This window comes from Phytobacter sp. (genome assembly GCF_059074235.1).
Genome location: NZ_JCACPZ010000004.1, coordinates 221,705 through 238,843, shown reverse-complemented (window position 1 = coordinate 238,843; position 17,139 = coordinate 221,705). Strand labels below are relative to the sequence as shown.

At 50.5% G+C, this 17,139-nt stretch carries 27 protein-coding genes and 1 pseudogene; 13 read left to right on the top strand and 15 right to left on the bottom strand.

What is annotated here, in order from left to right; genetic code table 11:
• Positions 1 to 275: 275 nt before the first annotated feature.
• The 14 genes from AC5JPW_RS05155 to AC5JPW_RS05090 all read right to left on the bottom strand — a co-directional run bounded on the left by AC5JPW_RS05155 (position 276) and on the right by AC5JPW_RS05090 (position 8,954).
• Entirely contained in the window at positions 276 to 1,415 is a 1,140-nt protein-coding gene (locus tag AC5JPW_RS05155) for a phage integrase Arm DNA-binding domain-containing protein (RefSeq protein WP_494238632.1), read from the bottom strand.
• Positions 1,390 to 1,653: an excisionase gene (locus tag AC5JPW_RS05150; RefSeq protein WP_494238630.1), complete on the bottom strand. Its 264-nt coding sequence runs from the start codon at positions 1,651 to 1,653 to the stop codon at positions 1,390 to 1,392. The genes AC5JPW_RS05155 and AC5JPW_RS05150 overlap by 26 nt, the downstream gene beginning before the upstream one ends.
• 32 nt (positions 1,654 to 1,685) lie before the next feature.
• Positions 1,686 to 1,961 (bottom strand): hypothetical protein, encoded by a 276-nt coding sequence (locus AC5JPW_RS05145; RefSeq protein ID WP_494238628.1) that lies wholly within the window; start codon positions 1,959 to 1,961, stop codon positions 1,686 to 1,688.
• The gene (locus tag AC5JPW_RS05140; protein ID WP_494238626.1) at positions 1,958 to 2,266 is read right to left on the bottom strand and encodes a hypothetical protein; all 309 of its coding nucleotides are present in this window, start codon (positions 2,264 to 2,266) and stop codon (positions 1,958 to 1,960) included. Before AC5JPW_RS05140 ends, AC5JPW_RS05145 begins: the two co-directional genes overlap by 4 nt.
• Entirely contained in the window at positions 2,263 to 2,766 is a 504-nt protein-coding gene (locus tag AC5JPW_RS05135; RefSeq protein WP_494238624.1) for a hypothetical protein, read from the bottom strand. Before AC5JPW_RS05135 ends, AC5JPW_RS05140 begins: the two co-directional genes overlap by 4 nt.
• 2 nt (positions 2,767 to 2,768) lie before the next feature.
• Positions 2,769 to 3,143: an HNH endonuclease gene (locus tag AC5JPW_RS05130; protein ID WP_494238623.1), complete on the bottom strand. Its 375-nt coding sequence runs from the start codon at positions 3,141 to 3,143 to the stop codon at positions 2,769 to 2,771.
• Positions 3,130 to 3,678, bottom strand: coding sequence for a hypothetical protein (locus tag AC5JPW_RS05125; RefSeq protein ID WP_494238621.1), 549 nt, complete (start codon positions 3,676 to 3,678; stop codon positions 3,130 to 3,132). Before AC5JPW_RS05125 ends, AC5JPW_RS05130 begins: the two co-directional genes overlap by 14 nt.
• A complete protein-coding gene (locus AC5JPW_RS05120; RefSeq protein ID WP_494238619.1) occupies positions 3,675 to 4,244 on the bottom strand; it encodes a hypothetical protein in 570 nt (189 codons plus the stop codon). Before AC5JPW_RS05120 ends, AC5JPW_RS05125 begins: the two co-directional genes overlap by 4 nt.
• Complete coding sequence (locus AC5JPW_RS05115; protein ID WP_494238618.1) at positions 4,241 to 5,080, bottom strand: ParB/RepB/Spo0J family partition protein; 840 nt, start codon at positions 5,078 to 5,080, stop codon at positions 4,241 to 4,243. Before AC5JPW_RS05115 ends, AC5JPW_RS05120 begins: the two co-directional genes overlap by 4 nt.
• Positions 5,070 to 5,666 carry a hypothetical protein gene (locus AC5JPW_RS05110; protein WP_494238616.1) on the bottom strand — a complete coding sequence of 199 codons (597 nt, stop codon included), beginning with the start codon at positions 5,664 to 5,666 and terminating at the stop codon, positions 5,070 to 5,072. The genes AC5JPW_RS05115 and AC5JPW_RS05110 overlap by 11 nt, the downstream gene beginning before the upstream one ends.
• Positions 5,663 to 6,193 (bottom strand): HD domain-containing protein, encoded by a 531-nt coding sequence (locus AC5JPW_RS05105; RefSeq protein WP_494238615.1) that lies wholly within the window; start codon positions 6,191 to 6,193, stop codon positions 5,663 to 5,665. The genes AC5JPW_RS05110 and AC5JPW_RS05105 overlap by 4 nt, the downstream gene beginning before the upstream one ends.
• Before the next feature lie 46 nt (positions 6,194 to 6,239).
• On the bottom strand, positions 6,240 to 6,494 hold the full coding sequence (locus AC5JPW_RS05100; RefSeq protein ID WP_494238614.1) for a hypothetical protein: 255 nt from the start codon (positions 6,492 to 6,494) through the stop codon (positions 6,240 to 6,242).
• 79 nt (positions 6,495 to 6,573) lie between these two features.
• Complete coding sequence (gene rdgC, locus AC5JPW_RS05095; protein WP_494238613.1) at positions 6,574 to 7,491, bottom strand: recombination-associated protein RdgC; 918 nt, start codon at positions 7,489 to 7,491, stop codon at positions 6,574 to 6,576.
• A gap of 836 nt (positions 7,492 to 8,327) precedes the next feature.
• A complete protein-coding gene (locus tag AC5JPW_RS05090; RefSeq protein ID WP_494238611.1) occupies positions 8,328 to 8,954 on the bottom strand; it encodes a LexA family protein in 627 nt (208 codons plus the stop codon).
• A 100-nt stretch (positions 8,955 to 9,054) separates the two neighbouring features.
• On the opposite strand from AC5JPW_RS05090, the gene AC5JPW_RS05085 reads away from it, so the two are divergent.
• The 13 genes and pseudogenes from AC5JPW_RS05085 to AC5JPW_RS05025 all read left to right on the top strand — a co-directional run bounded on the left by AC5JPW_RS05085 (position 9,055) and on the right by AC5JPW_RS05025 (position 16,646).
• Positions 9,055 to 9,270 (top strand): Cro/CI family transcriptional regulator, encoded by a 216-nt coding sequence (locus AC5JPW_RS05085; protein WP_199160767.1) that lies wholly within the window; start codon positions 9,055 to 9,057, stop codon positions 9,268 to 9,270.
• Between the two features lie 22 nt (positions 9,271 to 9,292).
• Positions 9,293 to 9,838, top strand: a complete 546-nt coding sequence (locus tag AC5JPW_RS05080; RefSeq protein WP_494238610.1) for a YmfL family putative regulatory protein — start codon at positions 9,293 to 9,295, stop codon at positions 9,836 to 9,838.
• Positions 9,839 to 10,020: 182 nt separating this feature from the next.
• Positions 10,021 to 10,236 carry a DUF4222 domain-containing protein gene (locus tag AC5JPW_RS05075; protein ID WP_494238608.1) on the top strand — a complete coding sequence of 72 codons (216 nt, stop codon included), beginning with the start codon at positions 10,021 to 10,023 and terminating at the stop codon, positions 10,234 to 10,236.
• Entirely contained in the window at positions 10,193 to 11,143 is a 951-nt protein-coding gene (locus tag AC5JPW_RS05070) for a conserved phage C-terminal domain-containing protein (protein ID WP_494238607.1), read from the top strand. Before AC5JPW_RS05075 ends, AC5JPW_RS05070 begins: the two co-directional genes overlap by 44 nt.
• The gene (locus tag AC5JPW_RS05065) at positions 11,140 to 11,370 is read left to right on the top strand and encodes a PerC family transcriptional regulator (protein ID WP_494238606.1); all 231 of its coding nucleotides are present in this window, start codon (positions 11,140 to 11,142) and stop codon (positions 11,368 to 11,370) included. The genes AC5JPW_RS05070 and AC5JPW_RS05065 overlap by 4 nt, the downstream gene beginning before the upstream one ends.
• Positions 11,367 to 12,029, top strand: coding sequence for an MT-A70 family methyltransferase (locus AC5JPW_RS05060; RefSeq protein ID WP_494238605.1), 663 nt, complete (start codon positions 11,367 to 11,369; stop codon positions 12,027 to 12,029). Before AC5JPW_RS05065 ends, AC5JPW_RS05060 begins: the two co-directional genes overlap by 4 nt.
• A pseudogene (locus AC5JPW_RS05055) lies at positions 12,026 to 12,394 on the top strand (RusA family crossover junction endodeoxyribonuclease); the annotation flags it as partial. The gene AC5JPW_RS05060 and the pseudogene AC5JPW_RS05055, both read left to right, overlap by 4 nt.
• Before the next feature lie 116 nt (positions 12,395 to 12,510).
• Entirely contained in the window at positions 12,511 to 13,305 is a 795-nt protein-coding gene (locus AC5JPW_RS05050; protein WP_494238603.1) for a KilA-N domain-containing protein, read from the top strand.
• Positions 13,306 to 13,311: 6 nt separating this feature from the next.
• Complete coding sequence (locus tag AC5JPW_RS05045) at positions 13,312 to 14,301, top strand: DUF968 domain-containing protein (RefSeq protein WP_494238602.1); 990 nt, start codon at positions 13,312 to 13,314, stop codon at positions 14,299 to 14,301.
• A 17-nt stretch (positions 14,302 to 14,318) separates the two neighbouring features.
• Entirely contained in the window at positions 14,319 to 14,897 is a 579-nt protein-coding gene (locus AC5JPW_RS05040; RefSeq protein WP_494238600.1) for a DUF1133 family protein, read from the top strand.
• Positions 14,898 to 15,422: 525 nt separating this feature from the next.
• Complete coding sequence (locus tag AC5JPW_RS05035; protein ID WP_494238598.1) at positions 15,423 to 15,746, top strand: phage holin, lambda family; 324 nt, start codon at positions 15,423 to 15,425, stop codon at positions 15,744 to 15,746.
• Positions 15,730 to 16,179 (top strand): lysozyme, encoded by a 450-nt coding sequence (locus AC5JPW_RS05030; RefSeq protein WP_494238597.1) that lies wholly within the window; start codon positions 15,730 to 15,732, stop codon positions 16,177 to 16,179. Before AC5JPW_RS05035 ends, AC5JPW_RS05030 begins: the two co-directional genes overlap by 17 nt.
• Complete coding sequence (locus AC5JPW_RS05025) at positions 16,176 to 16,646, top strand: lysis protein (RefSeq protein ID WP_494238596.1); 471 nt, start codon at positions 16,176 to 16,178, stop codon at positions 16,644 to 16,646. Before AC5JPW_RS05030 ends, AC5JPW_RS05025 begins: the two co-directional genes overlap by 4 nt.
• Positions 16,647 to 16,681: 35 nt before the next feature.
• On the opposite strand, the gene AC5JPW_RS05020 is transcribed toward AC5JPW_RS05025, so the two are convergent.
• On the bottom strand, positions 16,682 to 17,128 hold the full coding sequence (locus AC5JPW_RS05020; protein WP_494238595.1) for a hypothetical protein: 447 nt from the start codon (positions 17,126 to 17,128) through the stop codon (positions 16,682 to 16,684).
• Positions 17,129 to 17,139: the final 11 nt, after the last annotated feature.

Genomic DNA, 17,139 nt, shown 5'->3' with positions numbered 1-17,139 from the left:
GAAAGAGGCGACTGGAAAATCGAGTTTGTCTGGGGAGTAATATGCCACATCTGCGGCAGGGCAAGGGGGTAAATAGATGCATTTTTGTACCGTAATTTGCGCCTTAATCACTGACAAGAGAAAAAACAGCCAGCGAGGGGATCGCTGGCTGCCGGCTCGATTAACTGCCTGAGGTGGCAGTCTGCTTATGGAGAAAATCGCGGAAAAACAACCAACTGATTTATATGAATTATTTCCTTTCCCCAAAATCTCCCCAAAATCATTCCCCAAAACCTCTAAATCACCACATGTTTCCAGCCCAATCCTCTGTCATCCCGGTACTGCTCTGTCATAGCCTCAGTGCTATGCCCAAGAAGCGTTTTCACATCCACGCCCTGTTCGGTGTAAAGCCGTGATGCCAGTGATCTTTGCTCGTGAAACGAAATAGGGGTGCTGCCTTCTGGCGCTTCAATTCCAGCCTCAACCCTGGCCTCCATAAAAGCTCGGCTAATAGTTCCTTCTGTAACAGGGTCTCCAGTATTGATCGTGTAATGCTTCCTCGAATGATGAAGAAGATATTTACTCACGACGCGGTCCCGGCATTTAGAGATCACATCCCCTAACGACATCCCTATTGCATCACAACGAAGGGTTAGAGGTATGGCTATCTTCACACCTGTCTTCCTTTGCTGTATGTGAAGATATCCATCCCATATGTCTGAGAACTGCAAAGCTACTAGATCTCCCCGCCGCTGCCCTGTTACCAATGCCAATAACATTGAGTTCTGAAAAAATGGCTGAGAATGACTGGCTATTTCGAATATTGCTTTCCACTGTTCTAACGACATCCTACTTCGCTGAACTTTACCTTTTGGATTTCTCACAGCTAAAGCTGGGTTATGACCAGGTGGCACTTCCCCGGCATGTTGCGCCTCTTTAAATACATCGATAAGTACAGCCCTGATAAGCTGCCCCATTCTTATTTTGCCATCCTCTTTATATTCATTAATTAAAGAAGCGACTATTTTCGTGTCAACATCTTTGAGCCGTAAATTTGGCACGCGCCTGGAAAAAATAAGAGCGCATGATTTTCTGTTTTTTAATGTTTTTGGTGATAATTCATTGTTGTTAACTCTTTCTTTTTGGATGTCAATATATTTTACTATCCAATCTACAACCCTAATCGCTGCATCCTGTTTTGTGTTTGCTTTTATAGCCATATCTATTAATGCATATGACTGTTTGGTTTCTTGCTCTGCGACGATTCTATTCATCTCAGTAGCTGCCGCTCTCGCGGCGTCGGCATCCAAACCAAAACCTATAAAGACTCCTGTAATGGGGTGCTTGTACTGCCAATAAACCTTTTCTGTTCTCTTATCTAATTTGCAGTAGAGGTTAGGAATGTCGATATTATGTTTTCTTGGGCGAGCAGCCATTCAATGCTTTCTCCACTAACTGACGGGCAGGATCAGATATTCCTGAAGAAATCTCTACCTTCCCAACCAGACCGATAAAACGGGCATCTTCATCTACTACCCAGCGTCGACCATGCTTGATTGCTGGGGGGTATGTTTGTTTAGTCTTTGCGATTTTATGCAGCGCCGATCTACTGATCGGTTCACGAAAACCGTTTGGACCAGACGCCCAATCATTTATTGCTACAAGCTGCCCCATAGTTAGCCCTCCACATTACCGGCTGCACCCGGTTAACGAATATTGTAGGCGCAGGCAGAACAACCACTGCGTGCGCCGTCATTACATTTGAGGCAAAGCTCATGCTCTACGCGCTTTGCCTTCAGGTTTTCCACTATTGCTGGTGGCACCATCATTGGCATCACTACATGAATCACCTGGCTACGCAGGCGATCAATTTCGGCGGCGTGCTCCATTGCGATCTGCTTCCAGTCGTTGGCCTCCTGCTGCCACCACCACACATCAGCCTTGAGGCGGCGCAAGCGCCGCTGTTTGAGTTTGCTGGTCATGGCTGCGCCCAGTTATCTTCAATTGCCACACCGAGACGGTGCAGCCAGTCGGCCAGTTTCAGCATGGATTCGCGGTCACTTAACCCTTGCGGGAAATCGTCAAGCGCCACTGTCGGCTTGAACGCGCCGTAACTGCTGCGCTCGATTGTGACTTTCTGCTCCAATACCGTTTGCTGCACACTACTGCTATGCCGGATGAGGAAAACTGACTGAGTCTTCCCGGCGTCGCGGTCATATTTGTATTCGGTGAGAATCGCCTGACTACGACCGCGTTGATTGCCGCGCCACGGTAATTGTGTGGTCATGCTGACTCCTGATTTCTTTTGGTTAACGCACGAACTCCATCAGCTAGCTCTACCAGAGAGTACGAATATTCAAGCTGTGCATCATTACCGAACTCAAACGAACCCGTGTCCGGGTCACGCCTTCCATGCTCGTCATCGTATGCCTCGCGCTGTTTATCTATCCAGTCAGCAGCAGCTTTTATGCCGTCAAAATACGCTGACTCAACAGGCATAAACGATAAATCAGCGAAGAATTCACCGAACCCAAAGCACACGGAATACGCCAGACGTCCGTGCGGTTTAAATCCAGGATTGGTGATATCCGTGGTGGAATAAGTCGCAGTAATTTCCGCAACGACATCTTCTGGTTTTGAAGGTCTCTCAACCCAGGGGATGCAAATCAGGTCAAAGTCACGCGCCATCGTTCCGTGAATAGCCATTGCGTAGCCATGCTTACGCGCTATCTCAGCCAGTGCTGGATAAAGAGCGCAATACACCGGGGCAAAATTTGCTGGTCTCATCTTCACTCCCCTCCCACCTGGTATTGCTCGAACCAGAACACAACAGGTGCGTTTGTCGTTTTAACCAGGCCAAAGGCTTCCGCGAATCGATAACTTCTGGATGCCCGACGCGTAACATCTACCTGAGTGGCTATGCGCCTACGGAATCCATCTACCGTGTCGCACATCTTGTAGAGATTGCACGGCACGCACGCCGGTACCATATTTGCGAGAGTGTCATTTTCTGGCCTATCCATCGCATAGCCTTTGCTGATATTGCGGCGAACAGCTTCTACATGGTCGGCGTGAAACTTCTCACCCAGTTCGCAGCCGCAATACGCGCACTTGCCGCCGAATTTCATACGCAGTTCCGCACGCTGTTTCTTAGTTAGTGGCATCTTCCCCTCCCACGACTAAAGTGATGCCAGCGGCGGCGAACATGCTGAGCACGTCGTCTTTTAGGTAGCACCGCTCCCGGAAATCATCACCATCGGGTCCGCCGTGATAGCAGGTGTATTCACGCGGCAACTTAACGGTGAGCGTGCGGGCCTCCAGTTCGGCGATGCGCTTGTTAGCCATGAACAATCTCCCGGCAGCACCTTCGTTTTCAGCGTTACGTTTTGCCCAATAGTCCAACCCATCCCGGACGTTTTTCAGCTTTCCTTCTAACTCAGCAATCAGAGCCTTATCCGCTTCCCTCTCCGCAAGCAGCTTGTCCATCATTTCTGCGGCGTCGATAGCCAGGTCGGTAATTGGGCGCTCGAATTCAACTTCCTGACCGTTATAATTTTCGATAACAACAGCGAATGAATCGCTGTCGATTTCGTTATCAGCCAGATGCCGGAGCTGGTTAGATATTTCGTATGCGTTAAGTGCCAGCGTGTCGCCTTCAGCCGCCTGGAGTGCCTGAATCTGTTCGTTGGTCTGGGTCATGCTGCACCGCCTTTGCTTTCCGCAAGCACCAGACGCCCATCCATCAACGCCTCTTTGATTGCGTTAAATTCCCAACAATAAATATTGGCATCGACGTAAATTCTCAGGCCGTCGCGATAGTCATGGGCTTTTCGCTTAATAAACGCCTCAGCCGCTTCGCGTGTGAAATGGCTATTCACATATTCCCATTCCCACTGATAACCAGTGACGGTGTGATCTTCCAGTTCACCGATTAAATACCATTGGTCGCTGGCATCAGCTTTCATGAATTGCTTATCGCACCATTCCTGTGATTTTTTATTCAGCCTGACCCGGCCATCAGCATCCAGATCATCCCAATATTCCTGAATACTGAACCACTTACAGTCATCGCACCAAATCATCAACTGGTCGGTGTAATCGGCATCAATGCCACTCACTAACCGCTTGCGCTGGACAATGAAAATGGCATCTGCGGTGCTATGCTCGTTAACACCTTCTCCACGGCTGTGGTATTTCAGGCGCTCAATAAAATCAGCAAAAGTTTCTGGCGTCAGTTTTGCGCCGGTGGCTATTGAATCGCTCATGAGTGCGCTCCTTTGCTGGTGGTCCTTTGAGCTGAAACAGCCTTATGCTCATCCACGATTGCCAGCACTTCAGCCAGCACGAGACCTTCCAGAGTGACTACACCGTTATCGTTGATACCTGCCGTGCTGATCAGCTCGACGAGGCGGCGAGCGCTTTTAACGCTGACTTCGGGTGCGATGAGTTTTTTGGTGATTTTGGTTTTCCCTGCTGCTGCGGCAACTTCCCGATCCTGCTGTAAGACTTTCCCGGCGTTCTCGCCATGTTCACGAACGCGATCAACGGCAACACCGACAGACACTTCCCCGGCACGAACGATTTGCTGCACGTCGTGGTTCGCAGTGGCGAGGGTAAGTAGCTTCTCAACCGTGGGCGCTGACTTGTGAACCAGCTTCGCTATTTCCGGTGTGGTCAGGTTGAACGTGGTAGCCAGTTCTTTCACCACCTGCGCCTGTTCCAGCGGGGTTAGCGGGAGCTGGTTGTTACTGGTCATGACACGGGCCAGGCGCTCAACGTCATTGCCAACGAATGGCATGATGTGAATGCGATCGACGGGTTTACCCGCATCGCGGCAACGTTCATAGCAGCGCCGACGGCGATGCCCCTCAACAACCCACACACCACCTTCATCACGTGGAGTGACTTCCAGCGGGGGAACGGTACCACCATTCATCAGGTAGTTGTAAAGGTCGTCATCAGCCTGGCGCGTGCGCTCATCGTCATCACGCTTGTTGAAACCTTCTTTGACGTGAATGTCATTGAGGCTGATAAACATCCCGGTATCGGCACGTTTTATGACGCCAGAACGGGACATGAGTTTGAATGAGTTAGCGGCCATTGCTGGTGGGCTCCTCATCCAGACCTAACGCCTCGGCAATCTTAGCCAGTGTTTCTGGTGAATCGCCTACTGGCTTATCCATCCAGTCAAATGAGATGAGGCGTCCTGCTTCAGTCACACCGATATTAAAGTCATCAGATCCGCATAATTCTGCGCCGTAATCGATGGCTTCTTTTCTGGTATCAAACGATTCCATATCAGAGTCGTAGTTAATTCCATGACCAGATTCGTTGCACCACGCCCGCTGGATGATCACGATATAGGCGCGCTTCTTCTCGGTATCTTTTCCGAAATTCATCACCTGCATTGCGTCATACAAAAGAGACTGCCCAGGATTCAGGGAACCTTGAACAGCATGCAGACCTGCTGCGCTGTATTGACCGATCAAGCGACCAATAATGTCATCACGTGCGGCCTTATCGGCGATAAGCGCGTTACGCTGTTCCATCGACTCACTTAACGCCACACTGGTCACGTCGAGACGGTTAGCCAGTTCGTTGAGAATGTCGGCGGTAGCTGCTGGTACGTATTTTGCCGCGTTACGTGCAGCATCGAGTAACTGCTGTTTGGTCAGGCGCTCTTTCATTTACGGGCCTCCATCAGTTCGTTGAACCGGTTCATGAACAGGCCATACGCCTGACCAGGACGGAGTGGGGCGATCTGAATAATGTCGGTGCACGGGATACCCTGGAGCATGGGCCACTCGGTGCCGTCGTCGATTTCCAGATCGCGGCGTTCGGTCGCCAGCATGACCAGGTCTGCGTATTTAACGACTGAAGATTGATTGGCAGGTAAGGCGTATTTACTTCGAATCAGGTCGTCGACCATCGTTTCGATGCGTTTATAGTCAGGCAGCAGCCACTTAAGCGGGGCAGGCAGGTCTTGCACATACGCCTCGGCTGCATCGTGCATCAGCGCTTCAAAGGCGAACTCTGGCTGAACGATTTGACTGCAAAGCACGGAGTGCTGAGCGACACTGTAGAACTCTGGCAGATGGCCTGCGAAGCGACAGATATTAGAGAGCGCATTGGCGATATCTTCGATATCAATATCGTCAACGGTAGAGTGAATGTAGTCGAACTTTTTCCCGCTAAGGGTCTGAATAAATGACATTGTTAATTCTCCATTACGCGCTGCACCGCGCTAATTACTTTTACGGTCAGAACAACCCCTGCTGGGTCACGCGCTTAACGCGTTTCGTTGGGGACCGTTCAGCTTTTGTGGTTTGTTTTTCGGCCCACAATTTTGCATGCCGTAAAACATCATCAAAAATCTTGCCTTTCTTACTGGCTTGAGACATACGCTTATATAAATCAACCGCTTGCCATGCCCCCCCCTGAGCAACTGTCAGTGAAAATCCCTGGCGAATTAATTCTTCCCTTACGTTCTTCTCAATAAATTCGATGTGATTCATCGGCCCTCCGAACCAACCTTCGCCAGATTTGGAGTGCAGCAACCCAACCCGTGCTCATGGGGTAATTGCTGCCTGTTGTTTATCGCTTGGCTTCGCCGCCGAGAGAGGTTGTTAACCCGTTAATGAGAGAGATAAGCTCGCCGGTCATCAGAACAAAATCGGCGTCGAACCGCTGAACTGCATCTTCACGGTCGATATCACCGTTTTGCTCAGTCAGCTCATCAGAGAACTTAAGGCGTTTGATGCTACCGTCATCGCAGAGAACGAACTGAATGCGCTCTTGCCAGTCGAGAGACAGCTTCGTAACAACCTTCCCAGCTTCCAGATGCACATGAATTTCGTCACTGACCAGCGCCTGTTTTTTAAAGCGTCCGATACCACCATCCTCAAGAATGGCTTTAAGTTCGGCTTCATCACCCAGGGCAAAGCCAGCGGGGGAACTACCGGAACGAACCCAATCAGTCATGGTCAGCTCGATCGGCGCTTCCATAGTGAGTGGAACGATCGGGAGAGAGCCGAGAGTTTTACGAAGCAAGGCTAATGAGTCTTCGGCACGCTTGGCACTGGCAGCATCAACCATGATCAGACCGTCGGTGACGTTGATCCACAAACTAACAGTCGAGTTTTTGGAGAACGCCCGAGGAAGCAGGGAGTGCAACACTTCATCACGCAGAGAGTCTTTCTCTGTTTTCTTGAGGCGACGGCCCTGGTCCGTTTCCAGCTTAGCTACGCGCTTACCCAGTTCTTCAGCGATGACGGGAGAGGGCAGTATTTTTTCTTCACGGCGAATAACCAACAGCACCTGATTATTGACGGTGTGATGCAATCGATCTGACCGCTGACCCAGTGGTGATACCCAACCGGTTTTTGCCATATCCTGGCTACCACATGGGGCGAAGCGAAACAGTTCAAGCTGCTGCTCCAACTCTTCCTGGTTGATGGTTAAATCGCGACTAAGGCGATACACCAACATATTTTTGAAAAACGGATTATTCATTCTCGGTTCCTCAGCGCCTCTGCACCGGCGCTAAAAAGTTAGTTTCTCCACACAACACAAAAGAGCACCTGCGGTGAGTGCCGCCCAGGTGGATTGGGTTATGAGCCCGTCGCCTGGTGATGCTCTTGTGTGTTGTGTAAAAAGTGCGGCACCCTCACGGGTTAGGATCAGATGCCGCTAACGACTACACACGCAATGGATGATTGTGTTGTGGTTCCAGGCGCTTATCTTCTGGTTGCCTCGGTGGGCTGCAATTCACCACAACGGGGAGAGCACTGCCGGTGTCCGAATTGAACGGACCTTTTCCCTGCCCAACCCCTCCCAGTTAAGGGAGGTAACTGGAATTGAACCAGCATTTGTGCCTTGCTCGTCAATGCTCTCACCTGTTGTGTTCGCGGGGTCTACTTCCCTCCTGTCACGGTTCTTTCCCCGCGTCATCATGTGTTCATTCGGTACATGAAACCTTTTACGATTCACCCGCCCCGGCTCGGCAGCGCTACCTTACCGGGGCAGATGCAAAGGGCAGTTACGCTGCCATTCGGCTTATTGGTCTGAGCTGTAGCATCAGGTGCAGCTGCGCGGGGTTTGCTCACCGCCCCAGGTTCTCCCCGCTATTCTTTAGCGCGAAACCTGAGAGAAACGCCTTCAAGACTGTCGGCTTACGCCATATTCGGTTCACTTCGCGAATCATCCGGTCATTCATATGCCACCGGCGGCTACTTCGTGGGCGTCCTGCCTGCTCGCTGTTGATGTATAAAATCTAACTTAACTTAGTTTTATGGTCAAGAGGAAACACCAAACTTTTCTTAGTTTAGTGTTTTAAGATGAAGGGAAACTTAGATTTCGTACTGAACGCCTTTAACCACACCAATGATGACGCAGTTGCCGTTTATTGGGATATTCGGGTAGCGGGGGTTTAATGGGACCAGGAACTTTTGATGCCCGTCTATGACTAGTTTTTTCACTGTTGCTTCGTTTGTGCCATCCAGTCGAGCCACTACAATTTTGCCATTGGTCGGCTCTGCATCCGGATCAACGATAACCGTCGCACCCTGAGGAATGGTAGGTAGCCCATTTGGGTTTGTCATCGAGTCGCCCTGAACATCAAGCGCAAAGGAGCTGTCGCTAATGCGTAGCGATGTTTCAACCCATCTCTCCGCTTCACTCCTGATCTCAGCTGGTGGCGTTTCGGTAAAGTGACCTGCCTGTACCCAAGAGATTACAGGGATACGCCTCATGCTAGTGATTAACTTATCTTCAAATTCAGTGCCATATAGAATGTAATCTATTGACGTATTGAAGAATTTTGCAAGTTTGCCCAGCGCTTCGCCACCAGGAACATTAACATCCTTTTCCCAGTAGCCCACTGCGACATCACTAACTCCACAAAATTTACCTAATTCCTTTTGAGAGGTCTTTGTGATTCTTCTCAAGCCTCTTATTCGTTGCCCAACCGTTTCCATTCTCACGTCACTCATTAAATAAAACTAACTAATCTTAGTTTTTATTGACCAAAGATAGATTGGTATTTAATATCTAATCAAACTTAGTAAAGGAGGCGTTATGACGACCGATGAAGTAGAGAAATTTTTCGGTAGCACCGAGAAGGTAGCGGTTTTTTTCGGCATCACAAGCGAGGCGGTTTACCAGTGGCGCAATCGACCTGGTCGGTTAATTCCCAAAGGTCGGGCTGCTGAGGCTGCATATCGCACTGAGGGTAAATTGCCTTTCCGTCCTGAGCTGTATGGAAAGTCTAACGAAGCATCCTCAAAACAGTAACCACAGAATCAAGAGGTTAACCGTGGGTAATGAACACTGGAAAGTAGAGAAACAGCCAGCGTGGCTGGTGGCCGCAGTTCGCAAGACCATTGCAGCGTTGCCGGGTGGTTATGCGGAAGCTGCTGAAATCCTGGATGTAACGCAGGACGCTTTGTTTAACCGTCTGCGCGACGGTGGCGATCAGATCTTCCCAATGGGCTGGGCAATGGTGTTGCAGCAGGCCAGCGGCAAGAAATACATCGCTGATGCCGTTTCCCGTCAGTCAAACAGCGTAAACGTTCCGCTGGTGGCGATCGAAGAAATTGAGAATGCCGATATCAACGAGCGCCTGATGGAAACCATCGAGTGGATCAGTGAGCACTCTCAGTACGTGCGTATAGCGACTGCTGATGGGGTTATTGATGCCAGTGAGCGCGAGAAGATTGAAGAGAACAGCTATCAGGTAATGGCGAAGTGGCAGGAGCATTTGACGCTGCTGTATCGGGTATTTTGCGACCCTGAAAAAGGTGACGCCAGCGAGTGTGCAGCTCCTGGCGTCGTGGCGCTTCGCAATCAAGTGGAGAACTAACGCATGAACAGTGTAACAACACCGTACCGTCGCTCGCAACTGATTGCGTTGCCGATGCCAGGTGGCAAAGCGAAGGTCGAATATTGCTATGCCGTAAATGTACCAGGTGATCGGGAGGTTGTAACCCACGACTTTGCAGAGTGGGCCGTGGGTGACTGGAGACGAAAAGCGGAGTCTGAGCTATGCGCGCACTCAACCGTTGGTTCAAAGACAGAAGAGGAATCCCAGTACACGTCATCCGTTGGGAGTCAGAAACCCAGCGAGTTATCTACCTGCGCACTGGTTATGAGCACGGCGAATGCTTCAGCCCACTTAAAGAATTTCTGCGCGACTTCAGGGAAATAGAGGGACTTAATGAGCCTACTAATGCCATCCAGGCCGATAGTGATAAGCCCTGATTTAGCCTTCAGCATTGGCCTCAATGAGGCTATCGCTTTGCAGCAGGTTCACTACTGGCTGAAAGAAACGACATCCGGCATGGATCATGACGGCCAGCGCTGGATCTACAACACGAGTGAGCAGTGGCTTGAACAGTTCCCGTTCTGGTCTGAGTCCACGCTTAAACGCACTTTCACCAACCTGAAGAAGCTGGGACTGCTGCGAATTGAGCAGTTAAATCAGTCTCAGCGCGACATGACGAACTTCTACACGATCAACTACGAGAGCGATCTTTTAGATGAGGTCAAAGTGACCAGTTCCATGAAGTCAAAACGAACTACTCCATCAGTTCAAAATGACCAGATGGAACAGGTCAAAAAGAAACGCTCCATCAGTTCAGATCGACCCGCTGTCATCAGGTCAAATTGGCACGATGATCCTACAGAGATTACAACAGAGAGTACTACAGAGATTACAGGTAAACCCTCTTGTCAGGTTGCGGGGCAACCCGACGAAGGGAAGGGGGGATCTGATCCTGAAGTGCTGGTTACAGATCAGGCCATTTTGGTTCTGAACCATCTCAACACGGTTACAGGCTCTAAATTCCAGAAGGGCAAGACCTCGCTGGAGAACATTCGGGCTCGTCTGCGTGAAGGCCACACCGTCGAAGATATGATCCTGATGGTTGATTACAAGCATGTGCACTGGGAAGGCACCACGCAGTACGACTACATGCAACCCAGCACGCTTTTCAGACCGACCAAGTTTGAGGGCTACTTGCATAGCGCCGCTCGGTGGAATGCCAAGGGCCGTCCAGCCCGTGACGAGTGGGATACCCACCGCAAGCCGAAGACCGACACGGCATTCAAATCCAGCTACGACAACGTGGATTACTCAGCGCCAGCAAATTCGGGGTTCCGCACATGAAAAAACCATGCGTCCAACCTCTCATCAAGAAAGCCCAGGCCTTACAGGAAGCTGGTTTATATCAACGCGCTGGCCGTGTGTGGCTTGAAGCATTCGACTCATCGAAAATTCCGAGCGAGCGGGAGTTATGCCTCAAACAGCGCAAAAAATGCCTTCAGCATTCACCGTGCACCCGTTACACCGAGCGCATGTGGGACATGGCTGGCCGATTCAATGGTGACGTATGAAAACTTACTCCCTGATTTACGCAGACCCGCCGTGGAGCTACGGCAACAACGCCAGCAACGGTGCCGCCAAAGACCACTACAGCACGATGAGCATGACCGACCTGAAACGCCTTCCTGTATGGGCTCTTGCTGAAGAAAACGCGGTACTGGCGATGTGGTACACCGGGACACACAACCGTGAGGCGATCGAGCTGGCTGAAGCCTGGGGCTTTACTGTTCGGACGATGAAGGGTTTCACCTGGGTGAAATTAAACGCCCTGGCTGAGCAGCACATCAACAAAGCGTTGGCCTCCGGCGACATCCTGGACTTCTACGACTTCCTCGACCTGTTGAACGATCAGACCCGCATGAACGGCGGCAACCACACCCGCGCCAACACTGAAGACCTGCTGATCGCCACGCGGGGTAGGGGGCTGGAACGTCAGGATGCCGGGGTTAAACAGGTCATCTACAGCCCGTTGGGTGAGCATAGCCAGAAACCTGCAGAGGCACGTCACCGCCTTGAGCGTCTGTATGGCGACGTATCACGCATTGAGCTGTTCAGCCGTAACCCTGCTGATGGCTGGGACCATTGGGGAAATGAGGCTATCAACCCAGCAGTAAGTTTATTGCCAGGTGCTGTCATGGCCTGCGACTGGGCAAAAGGGGATGCAGCATGAAGTTGATACTGCCATTTCCACCCAGCGTGAACACATACTGGCGCGCCCCGAACAAAGGGCCACTAAAGGGCAGACACCTGATCAGTGAAGCAGGGAGAAAGTTTCAGAGCGAGGCTTGTGCGTCGATCATCGAACAGTTGCGCCGCCTACCTAAACCGTCCAACTCATTGTGTGCAGTGGACATCATGCTTTACCCGCCTGATAACCGCGTCCGTGACATCGACAACTACACCAAAGGGCTCTTTGACGCTCTTACGCATGCTGGTGTGTGGGAAGACGACAGTCAGGTGAAAAAGATGCTGGTGGAGTGGGGGCCGGTAGTAGCGAAAGGGAAGGTTGAGATGTCGATCACCCCCCTGGATAAGGTGGTGGATACTTATACAGTTGAACCTTGCGCGGCTTGCCGATTGGCAGTAATGTCAAAAGGTGCAAGCGAAGCGGGCGTGCAGGCCCCTCGCAATACAAACAGTGGAGAACAAAAATGAGTCAATTACTCGTAATTGACGGCGTTTCCGTACGCCGTGATCTTGATGGTCGTTACTGCCTGAATGATTTACACCGTGCTGCTGGTGGTGAAAAACGCCATCAACCGTCAAACTGGGCGACGCTTAGCCAGACCCAAGAACTCATCTCAGAAATTTCTAGCGCTCCTGACATTACAGGAGCGACCCCGATAGTCACTGTAGCCGGTGGCAATAACCAGGGAACCTTCGTTTGTAAGGAATTGGTCTACTCGTACGCGATGTGGATTAGCGCCGCATTTAATCTGAAGGTTATCCGCACCTTTGACTCTTTGCAGAGCGCCAACGGCGCACACCTCAAATCCGATCAGGTTCAGGCGGGGGTAATTCTCCTTGAATCAGCAGCGAAGATGCTCAACCTCTCCAACTCATCAAAACTCGGTGCCTACCAAAAGCTGCAGCAAGTTGCCGGTCTTCCTGATCTCATGCCGAAGTACGCCATTGATGCACCTGCTGGTGCGCTGGATGGCTCAAGCCGACCGACTCTTTCATTAAGTGCGCTTCTGAAAGCTGAGGGCTTACGCCTGACTGCCAGCCAGGTTTACAAGCAACTGGTATCGCTGGGCATCGTTGAACAGCGCGAGCGCAGAAGCAGATCGGGACCCAACGGTGTTAAACGCTTCTGGTCATTGACGGCGAAGGGCTGCATGTACGGCAAGAACATCACCAGCCCTGCTAATCCGCGAGAGACTCAGCCTCACTTCTTCGAGTCAAAATTCCCTGAGCTGCTTCGTTTGCTCGACAATGCACGGTGATCAACAGTGAAAGCATTGTTAAAGCCGATCCTCATCCCTGAGCTGGGCATTGTGGCATTCAAGCCAGGCTCGCAGCTTTACCCGCACTTCCATCGTGGGCGCATGCTGCTGGAAAACGAGCCTGAACGCCTGGCTAATTACCCTAGCGGCGCAATTCCACCAGCAGTACAGCCACTGGCAGAAGACCCGGCATTGCAGGCAGTGTTTGCCGATTCACGCGTGCTTCAACGTGCTGGTGGCATCAACGGGCTGGAGTCATGGTTGCAGCGTGAATCCGGTTGTCAGTGGCCCCATAGCGACTATCACGCAGAGAACATGACTACGCTGCGCCATGAACCCGGCGTAATCCGTTTGTGCTGGTCCTGCGATAATGAGTTACGCGACCACACAACCGAAACGCTGGCGGCGATAGCCAGAGCTAACGCCTCGCAATATGTCATTAGGGCAGCACGCACCACTCTGGGCTTCGACGATACTCACGCTCTGACACTGCCGGAGCTTTGCTGGTGGCTGGCCTATAACGACCTCGCCGACGTCATTCCTGAAGGTGCAGCCCGTCAGGTTCTGCGTCTGCCTCCGGCAGTTGTCAGGTCTGTCACGCGTGAGAGTGAAACCGCGCCAACCCGCGGACCATCTGAGATTGTGCAGGAAACGGCGAAAAAGGTTCTGGCACTGAAGGTTGACCCGGAAACACCAGAATCCTACATGCTGCGCCCAAAGCGCCGCCGCTGGGAGAACGAGAAGTACACCCGCTGGGCTAAATCCCAGACATGCGCCTGCTGTAACCAACCGGCAGACGACCCACATCACATCATTGGACATGGACAAGGAGGGATGGGAACAAAGGCCCATGATTTATTCGTGATACCGCTGTGCAGAGCACATCACGATGAATTGCATCGGGACCCTGTGGCTTTCGAGGCCAAATATGGCAGTCAGCTCACGCTGCTGTTTCGATTTTTAGACCGCGCATTAGCAATTGGCGTGCTGGCGTAATTGAGTGGAGTAACAAAATGATTAATCCTTCCGAAGTTGGCAAAGCAGAAGAACACGTAAGACTGCGTACCTTAGAGAGCGTTTGGATTCAGGGAAAATTGAACATGTGGGGTCGCTGGTCTTATATCGGCGGTGGTAAGAGCGGAAATATGTTCAACCAACTGCTCACCGAAAACAAAGTCACCAAAACGGCAATCAAAGAGGCGCTCCGTAGAATGAAGAAGTCTGGCATCACTAAGCCGGAGTTGGAGGCGTTCTTCATTGAGGTTCTCAACGGTAAAAACAAAAGCGGACTGGCTTTCTGTTCAGATGATGAAGCGATGGTTATCAACGGTGTTCTTAGCGCCGTACTGATTACCGCAGGGCACGCTGGGCTTTACGCTGCTCTGGAAGAGCATTACCTCAACAGGAAAAGCAAAAGGGCCATGGCTGACGATCTGCAAGTCAAACACCCTGAGTGGAGCTACATGACGTGCCGTCGCCGCATTGATACCTGGCTAAGTTTGGCCGAATCGATGCTTTACGCACCAATGTGTGATGCATTCGGCACAAATGGCGACAAGTTTTATTTGCAAAATGAGCCAGCATGTGTTTAGATTCATGTATGCTTCGCAAAGCTACATCGAAAGCGACCTGAAATAAAAGAAACCCGCCAGCGAGCGGGTTTTTTATATTGCTGTTGTACATAGGAATGCTCGCTCTTCAGTAAGAGGACGTAATCCAGTAATGCTTCTTTTACATTCACCTTCGAATTCTTCCCAAGCTCCTGAGCTGTAAGATACAAATAATATGTTTCCAAGATTATCGCATAGACAGTAAGGGTGACTTGAGTGGCTTGAATAATCGGGGACTAAGTATATCTCCGGGTGTCTTTGAAGCTTAGCTTTTTCAAATGCCCATAATAGGCTGGTTGTGTCTTCGTTCATTAATGTATTTCTCCTTAAGTCATTATTATACCAGATAAAAAATCACCATTTCATGTTTGTTCCTCAAACTTAAATTATCTTTTAAATCCTACGCCAACGAGAATTATCCTCGACTAGATTTTTTGTTAATCAAGCCCGAGGCCTGACCCTTTTCCCACTCACACAGCGCCATCCGTTTAATCGGAGGTGAGGCCTATGAAAATGCCATATAAACAAGACTTCATTGCTGCCCTACTGGCTGCAAAAGAGCAGGGTATTGGCGCAATGCTGGCTTTCGGCATGGCGTACCTGCGTGGGCGGTACAACGGCGACACGCTATCGAAGACGCTGATTGATGGCCTGATGTGCGCCATGATTGCCTGGTTCGTCCGCGACATCCTCGACTTCATTGGACTGAGCACAAATCTGGCTTACATCGGCAGTGTGTTCATCGGCTATCTCGGGACCGCTTCTATCGGTTCCCTGATTAAAAAATTCACATCGAAAAAGGTTGGGGTGGACGATGCAAACCAGTCCTAACGGCATTTCCCTGATTAAACAGTTTGAAGGTTGCCGTCTAACCGCTTATCCAGATCCGGGAACTGGCGGTACGCCCTGGACAATTGGTTATGGCTGGACGCTCCCCGTTGATGGGAAACCGGTTAAGCAGGGAATGACTATCGACCTGCCTACCGCTGACCGATTACTGAAAACGGGCTTGGTGAGCTATGAGAATGACGTCAGCAAGTTGGTAAAAGTAAAGTTGACGCAGGGTCAGTTCGATGCGCTTGTGTCGTTTGCTTACAACCTCGGCGCCCGATCACTGTCAACATCTGCTCTCCTGAAGAAACTCAACGCCGGTGATTACAAAGGCGCAGCTGATGAGTTCCCTCGCTGGAATAAAGCTGGTGGCAAGGTGCTGAATGGACTGACTCGACGCCGTGAGGCAGAGCGTGCTCTGTTCCTGTCGTGATTGCCGCGTTGGTTAAACGGTACTGGTTTCAGCTGGCGGTGGTGGCGCTTATCGGCCTGCTGGCGTTTCTGGTGAACCATTACCGCGACAACGCCATCACCTACAAAGACCAGCTGGACAAAGCGACCAGTGCGCTGACGCTGGCGAATGACACCATCAAAGACATGCAAACGCGACAGCGTGATGTTGCCGCGCTCGACGCCAAATACACCGGAGAACTGGCAGATGCCAAAGCCGAACTGGAAAAACTGCGTGCTGATGTTGCTGCTGGCCGTAAGCGGTTGCAAGTCGCCGCCACCTGCCCAAAAGGTAATACCGCCAGCGCCCCCGGCATGGATGATGCTACCAGCCCCCGACTTACTGACGCCGCTGAACGGGATTATTTCACCCTCAGAGAACGGATCGCCACCGTCACCAAACAACTGACAGGCCTGCAAGCGTATGTGCGTGAGCAGTGTCTGAGGTAAATGGGAAAAGGCGCATAAAGCGCCTTGTAGAATCTTCACTTAACAAAAATTAAATTTTTATTATTAAGTTCTTCGAAAAGTTTATCAAAGAACAAATCGTAGCAGTAGCTTTGTTCTACTGACCCAACAGGTCGTGAGTTAAGTTCGAAAAATATTTCACCTTCTCTTTTAAAATAAATGCTAAATAAGCTATGTATATCTTTGGTTAACTCGTCCTTATGAAAAAAAGTAATTTCTTTCAAAACACGAGAATCAATAAATATGAACCTCTCTTTAGAGAGAATATTCACCCCTAATGGGCTAAGGTCTAGCTTGAATTCGTTATCAATGAATGAAATGTCATATAAAACAGTATCTAATGTCTCGTAAGCACGAGCATGTTCTTCTGCAATTTTTTTGAAAAAGTTGTTTTTAATGAAATTTAGTGTTGGTCCATTAGTATCGGTGCGTTGTCTTAATGTTTCAAAGTCAATATTATCCATTTGATAAACCT

Bases quoted from the DNA above. Each gene is read 5' to 3' on its own strand.
- AC5JPW_RS05100 (WP_494238614.1), bottom strand. From the start codon at position 6,494: ATGAATCACATCGAATTTATTGAGAAGAACGTAAGGGAAGAATTAATT.
- rdgC (WP_494238613.1), bottom strand. From the start codon at position 7,491: ATGAATAATCCGTTTTTCAAAAATATGTTGGTGTATCGCCTTAGTCGC.
- AC5JPW_RS05090 (WP_494238611.1), bottom strand. From the start codon at position 8,954: ATGGAAACGGTTGGGCAACGAATAAGAGGCTTGAGAAGAATCACAAAG.
- AC5JPW_RS05155 (WP_494238632.1), bottom strand. From the start codon at position 1,415: ATGGCTGCTCGCCCAAGAAAACATAATATCGACATTCCTAACCTCTAC.
- AC5JPW_RS05110 (WP_494238616.1), bottom strand. From the start codon at position 5,666: ATGAAAGAGCGCCTGACCAAACAGCAGTTACTCGATGCTGCACGTAAC.
- AC5JPW_RS05050 (WP_494238603.1), top strand. From the start codon at position 12,511: ATGAGTCAATTACTCGTAATTGACGGCGTTTCCGTACGCCGTGATCTT.
- AC5JPW_RS05125 (WP_494238621.1), bottom strand. From the start codon at position 3,678: ATGACCCAGACCAACGAACAGATTCAGGCACTCCAGGCGGCTGAAGGC.
- AC5JPW_RS05030 (WP_494238597.1), top strand. From the start codon at position 15,730: ATGCAAACCAGTCCTAACGGCATTTCCCTGATTAAACAGTTTGAAGGT.
- AC5JPW_RS05085 (WP_199160767.1), top strand. From the start codon at position 9,055: ATGACGACCGATGAAGTAGAGAAATTTTTCGGTAGCACCGAGAAGGTA.
- AC5JPW_RS05020 (WP_494238595.1), bottom strand. From the start codon at position 17,128: ATGGATAATATTGACTTTGAAACATTAAGACAACGCACCGATACTAAT.
- AC5JPW_RS05070 (WP_494238607.1), top strand. From the start codon at position 10,193: ATGAGCCTACTAATGCCATCCAGGCCGATAGTGATAAGCCCTGATTTA.
- AC5JPW_RS05060 (WP_494238605.1), top strand. From the start codon at position 11,367: ATGAAAACTTACTCCCTGATTTACGCAGACCCGCCGTGGAGCTACGGC.
- AC5JPW_RS05105 (WP_494238615.1), bottom strand. From the start codon at position 6,193: ATGTCATTTATTCAGACCCTTAGCGGGAAAAAGTTCGACTACATTCAC.
- AC5JPW_RS05145 (WP_494238628.1), bottom strand. From the start codon at position 1,961: ATGACCAGCAAACTCAAACAGCGGCGCTTGCGCCGCCTCAAGGCTGAT.
- AC5JPW_RS05035 (WP_494238598.1), top strand. From the start codon at position 15,423: ATGAAAATGCCATATAAACAAGACTTCATTGCTGCCCTACTGGCTGCA.
- AC5JPW_RS05135 (WP_494238624.1), bottom strand. From the start codon at position 2,766: ATGAGACCAGCAAATTTTGCCCCGGTGTATTGCGCTCTTTATCCAGCA.
- AC5JPW_RS05040 (WP_494238600.1), top strand. From the start codon at position 14,319: ATGATTAATCCTTCCGAAGTTGGCAAAGCAGAAGAACACGTAAGACTG.
- AC5JPW_RS05065 (WP_494238606.1), top strand. From the start codon at position 11,140: ATGAAAAAACCATGCGTCCAACCTCTCATCAAGAAAGCCCAGGCCTTA.
- AC5JPW_RS05140 (WP_494238626.1), bottom strand. From the start codon at position 2,266: ATGACCACACAATTACCGTGGCGCGGCAATCAACGCGGTCGTAGTCAG.
- AC5JPW_RS05120 (WP_494238619.1), bottom strand. From the start codon at position 4,244: ATGAGCGATTCAATAGCCACCGGCGCAAAACTGACGCCAGAAACTTTT.
- AC5JPW_RS05130 (WP_494238623.1), bottom strand. From the start codon at position 3,143: ATGCCACTAACTAAGAAACAGCGTGCGGAACTGCGTATGAAATTCGGC.
- AC5JPW_RS05075 (WP_494238608.1), top strand. From the start codon at position 10,021: ATGCGCGCACTCAACCGTTGGTTCAAAGACAGAAGAGGAATCCCAGTA.
- AC5JPW_RS05150 (WP_494238630.1), bottom strand. From the start codon at position 1,653: ATGGGGCAGCTTGTAGCAATAAATGATTGGGCGTCTGGTCCAAACGGT.
- AC5JPW_RS05115 (WP_494238618.1), bottom strand. From the start codon at position 5,080: ATGGCCGCTAACTCATTCAAACTCATGTCCCGTTCTGGCGTCATAAAA.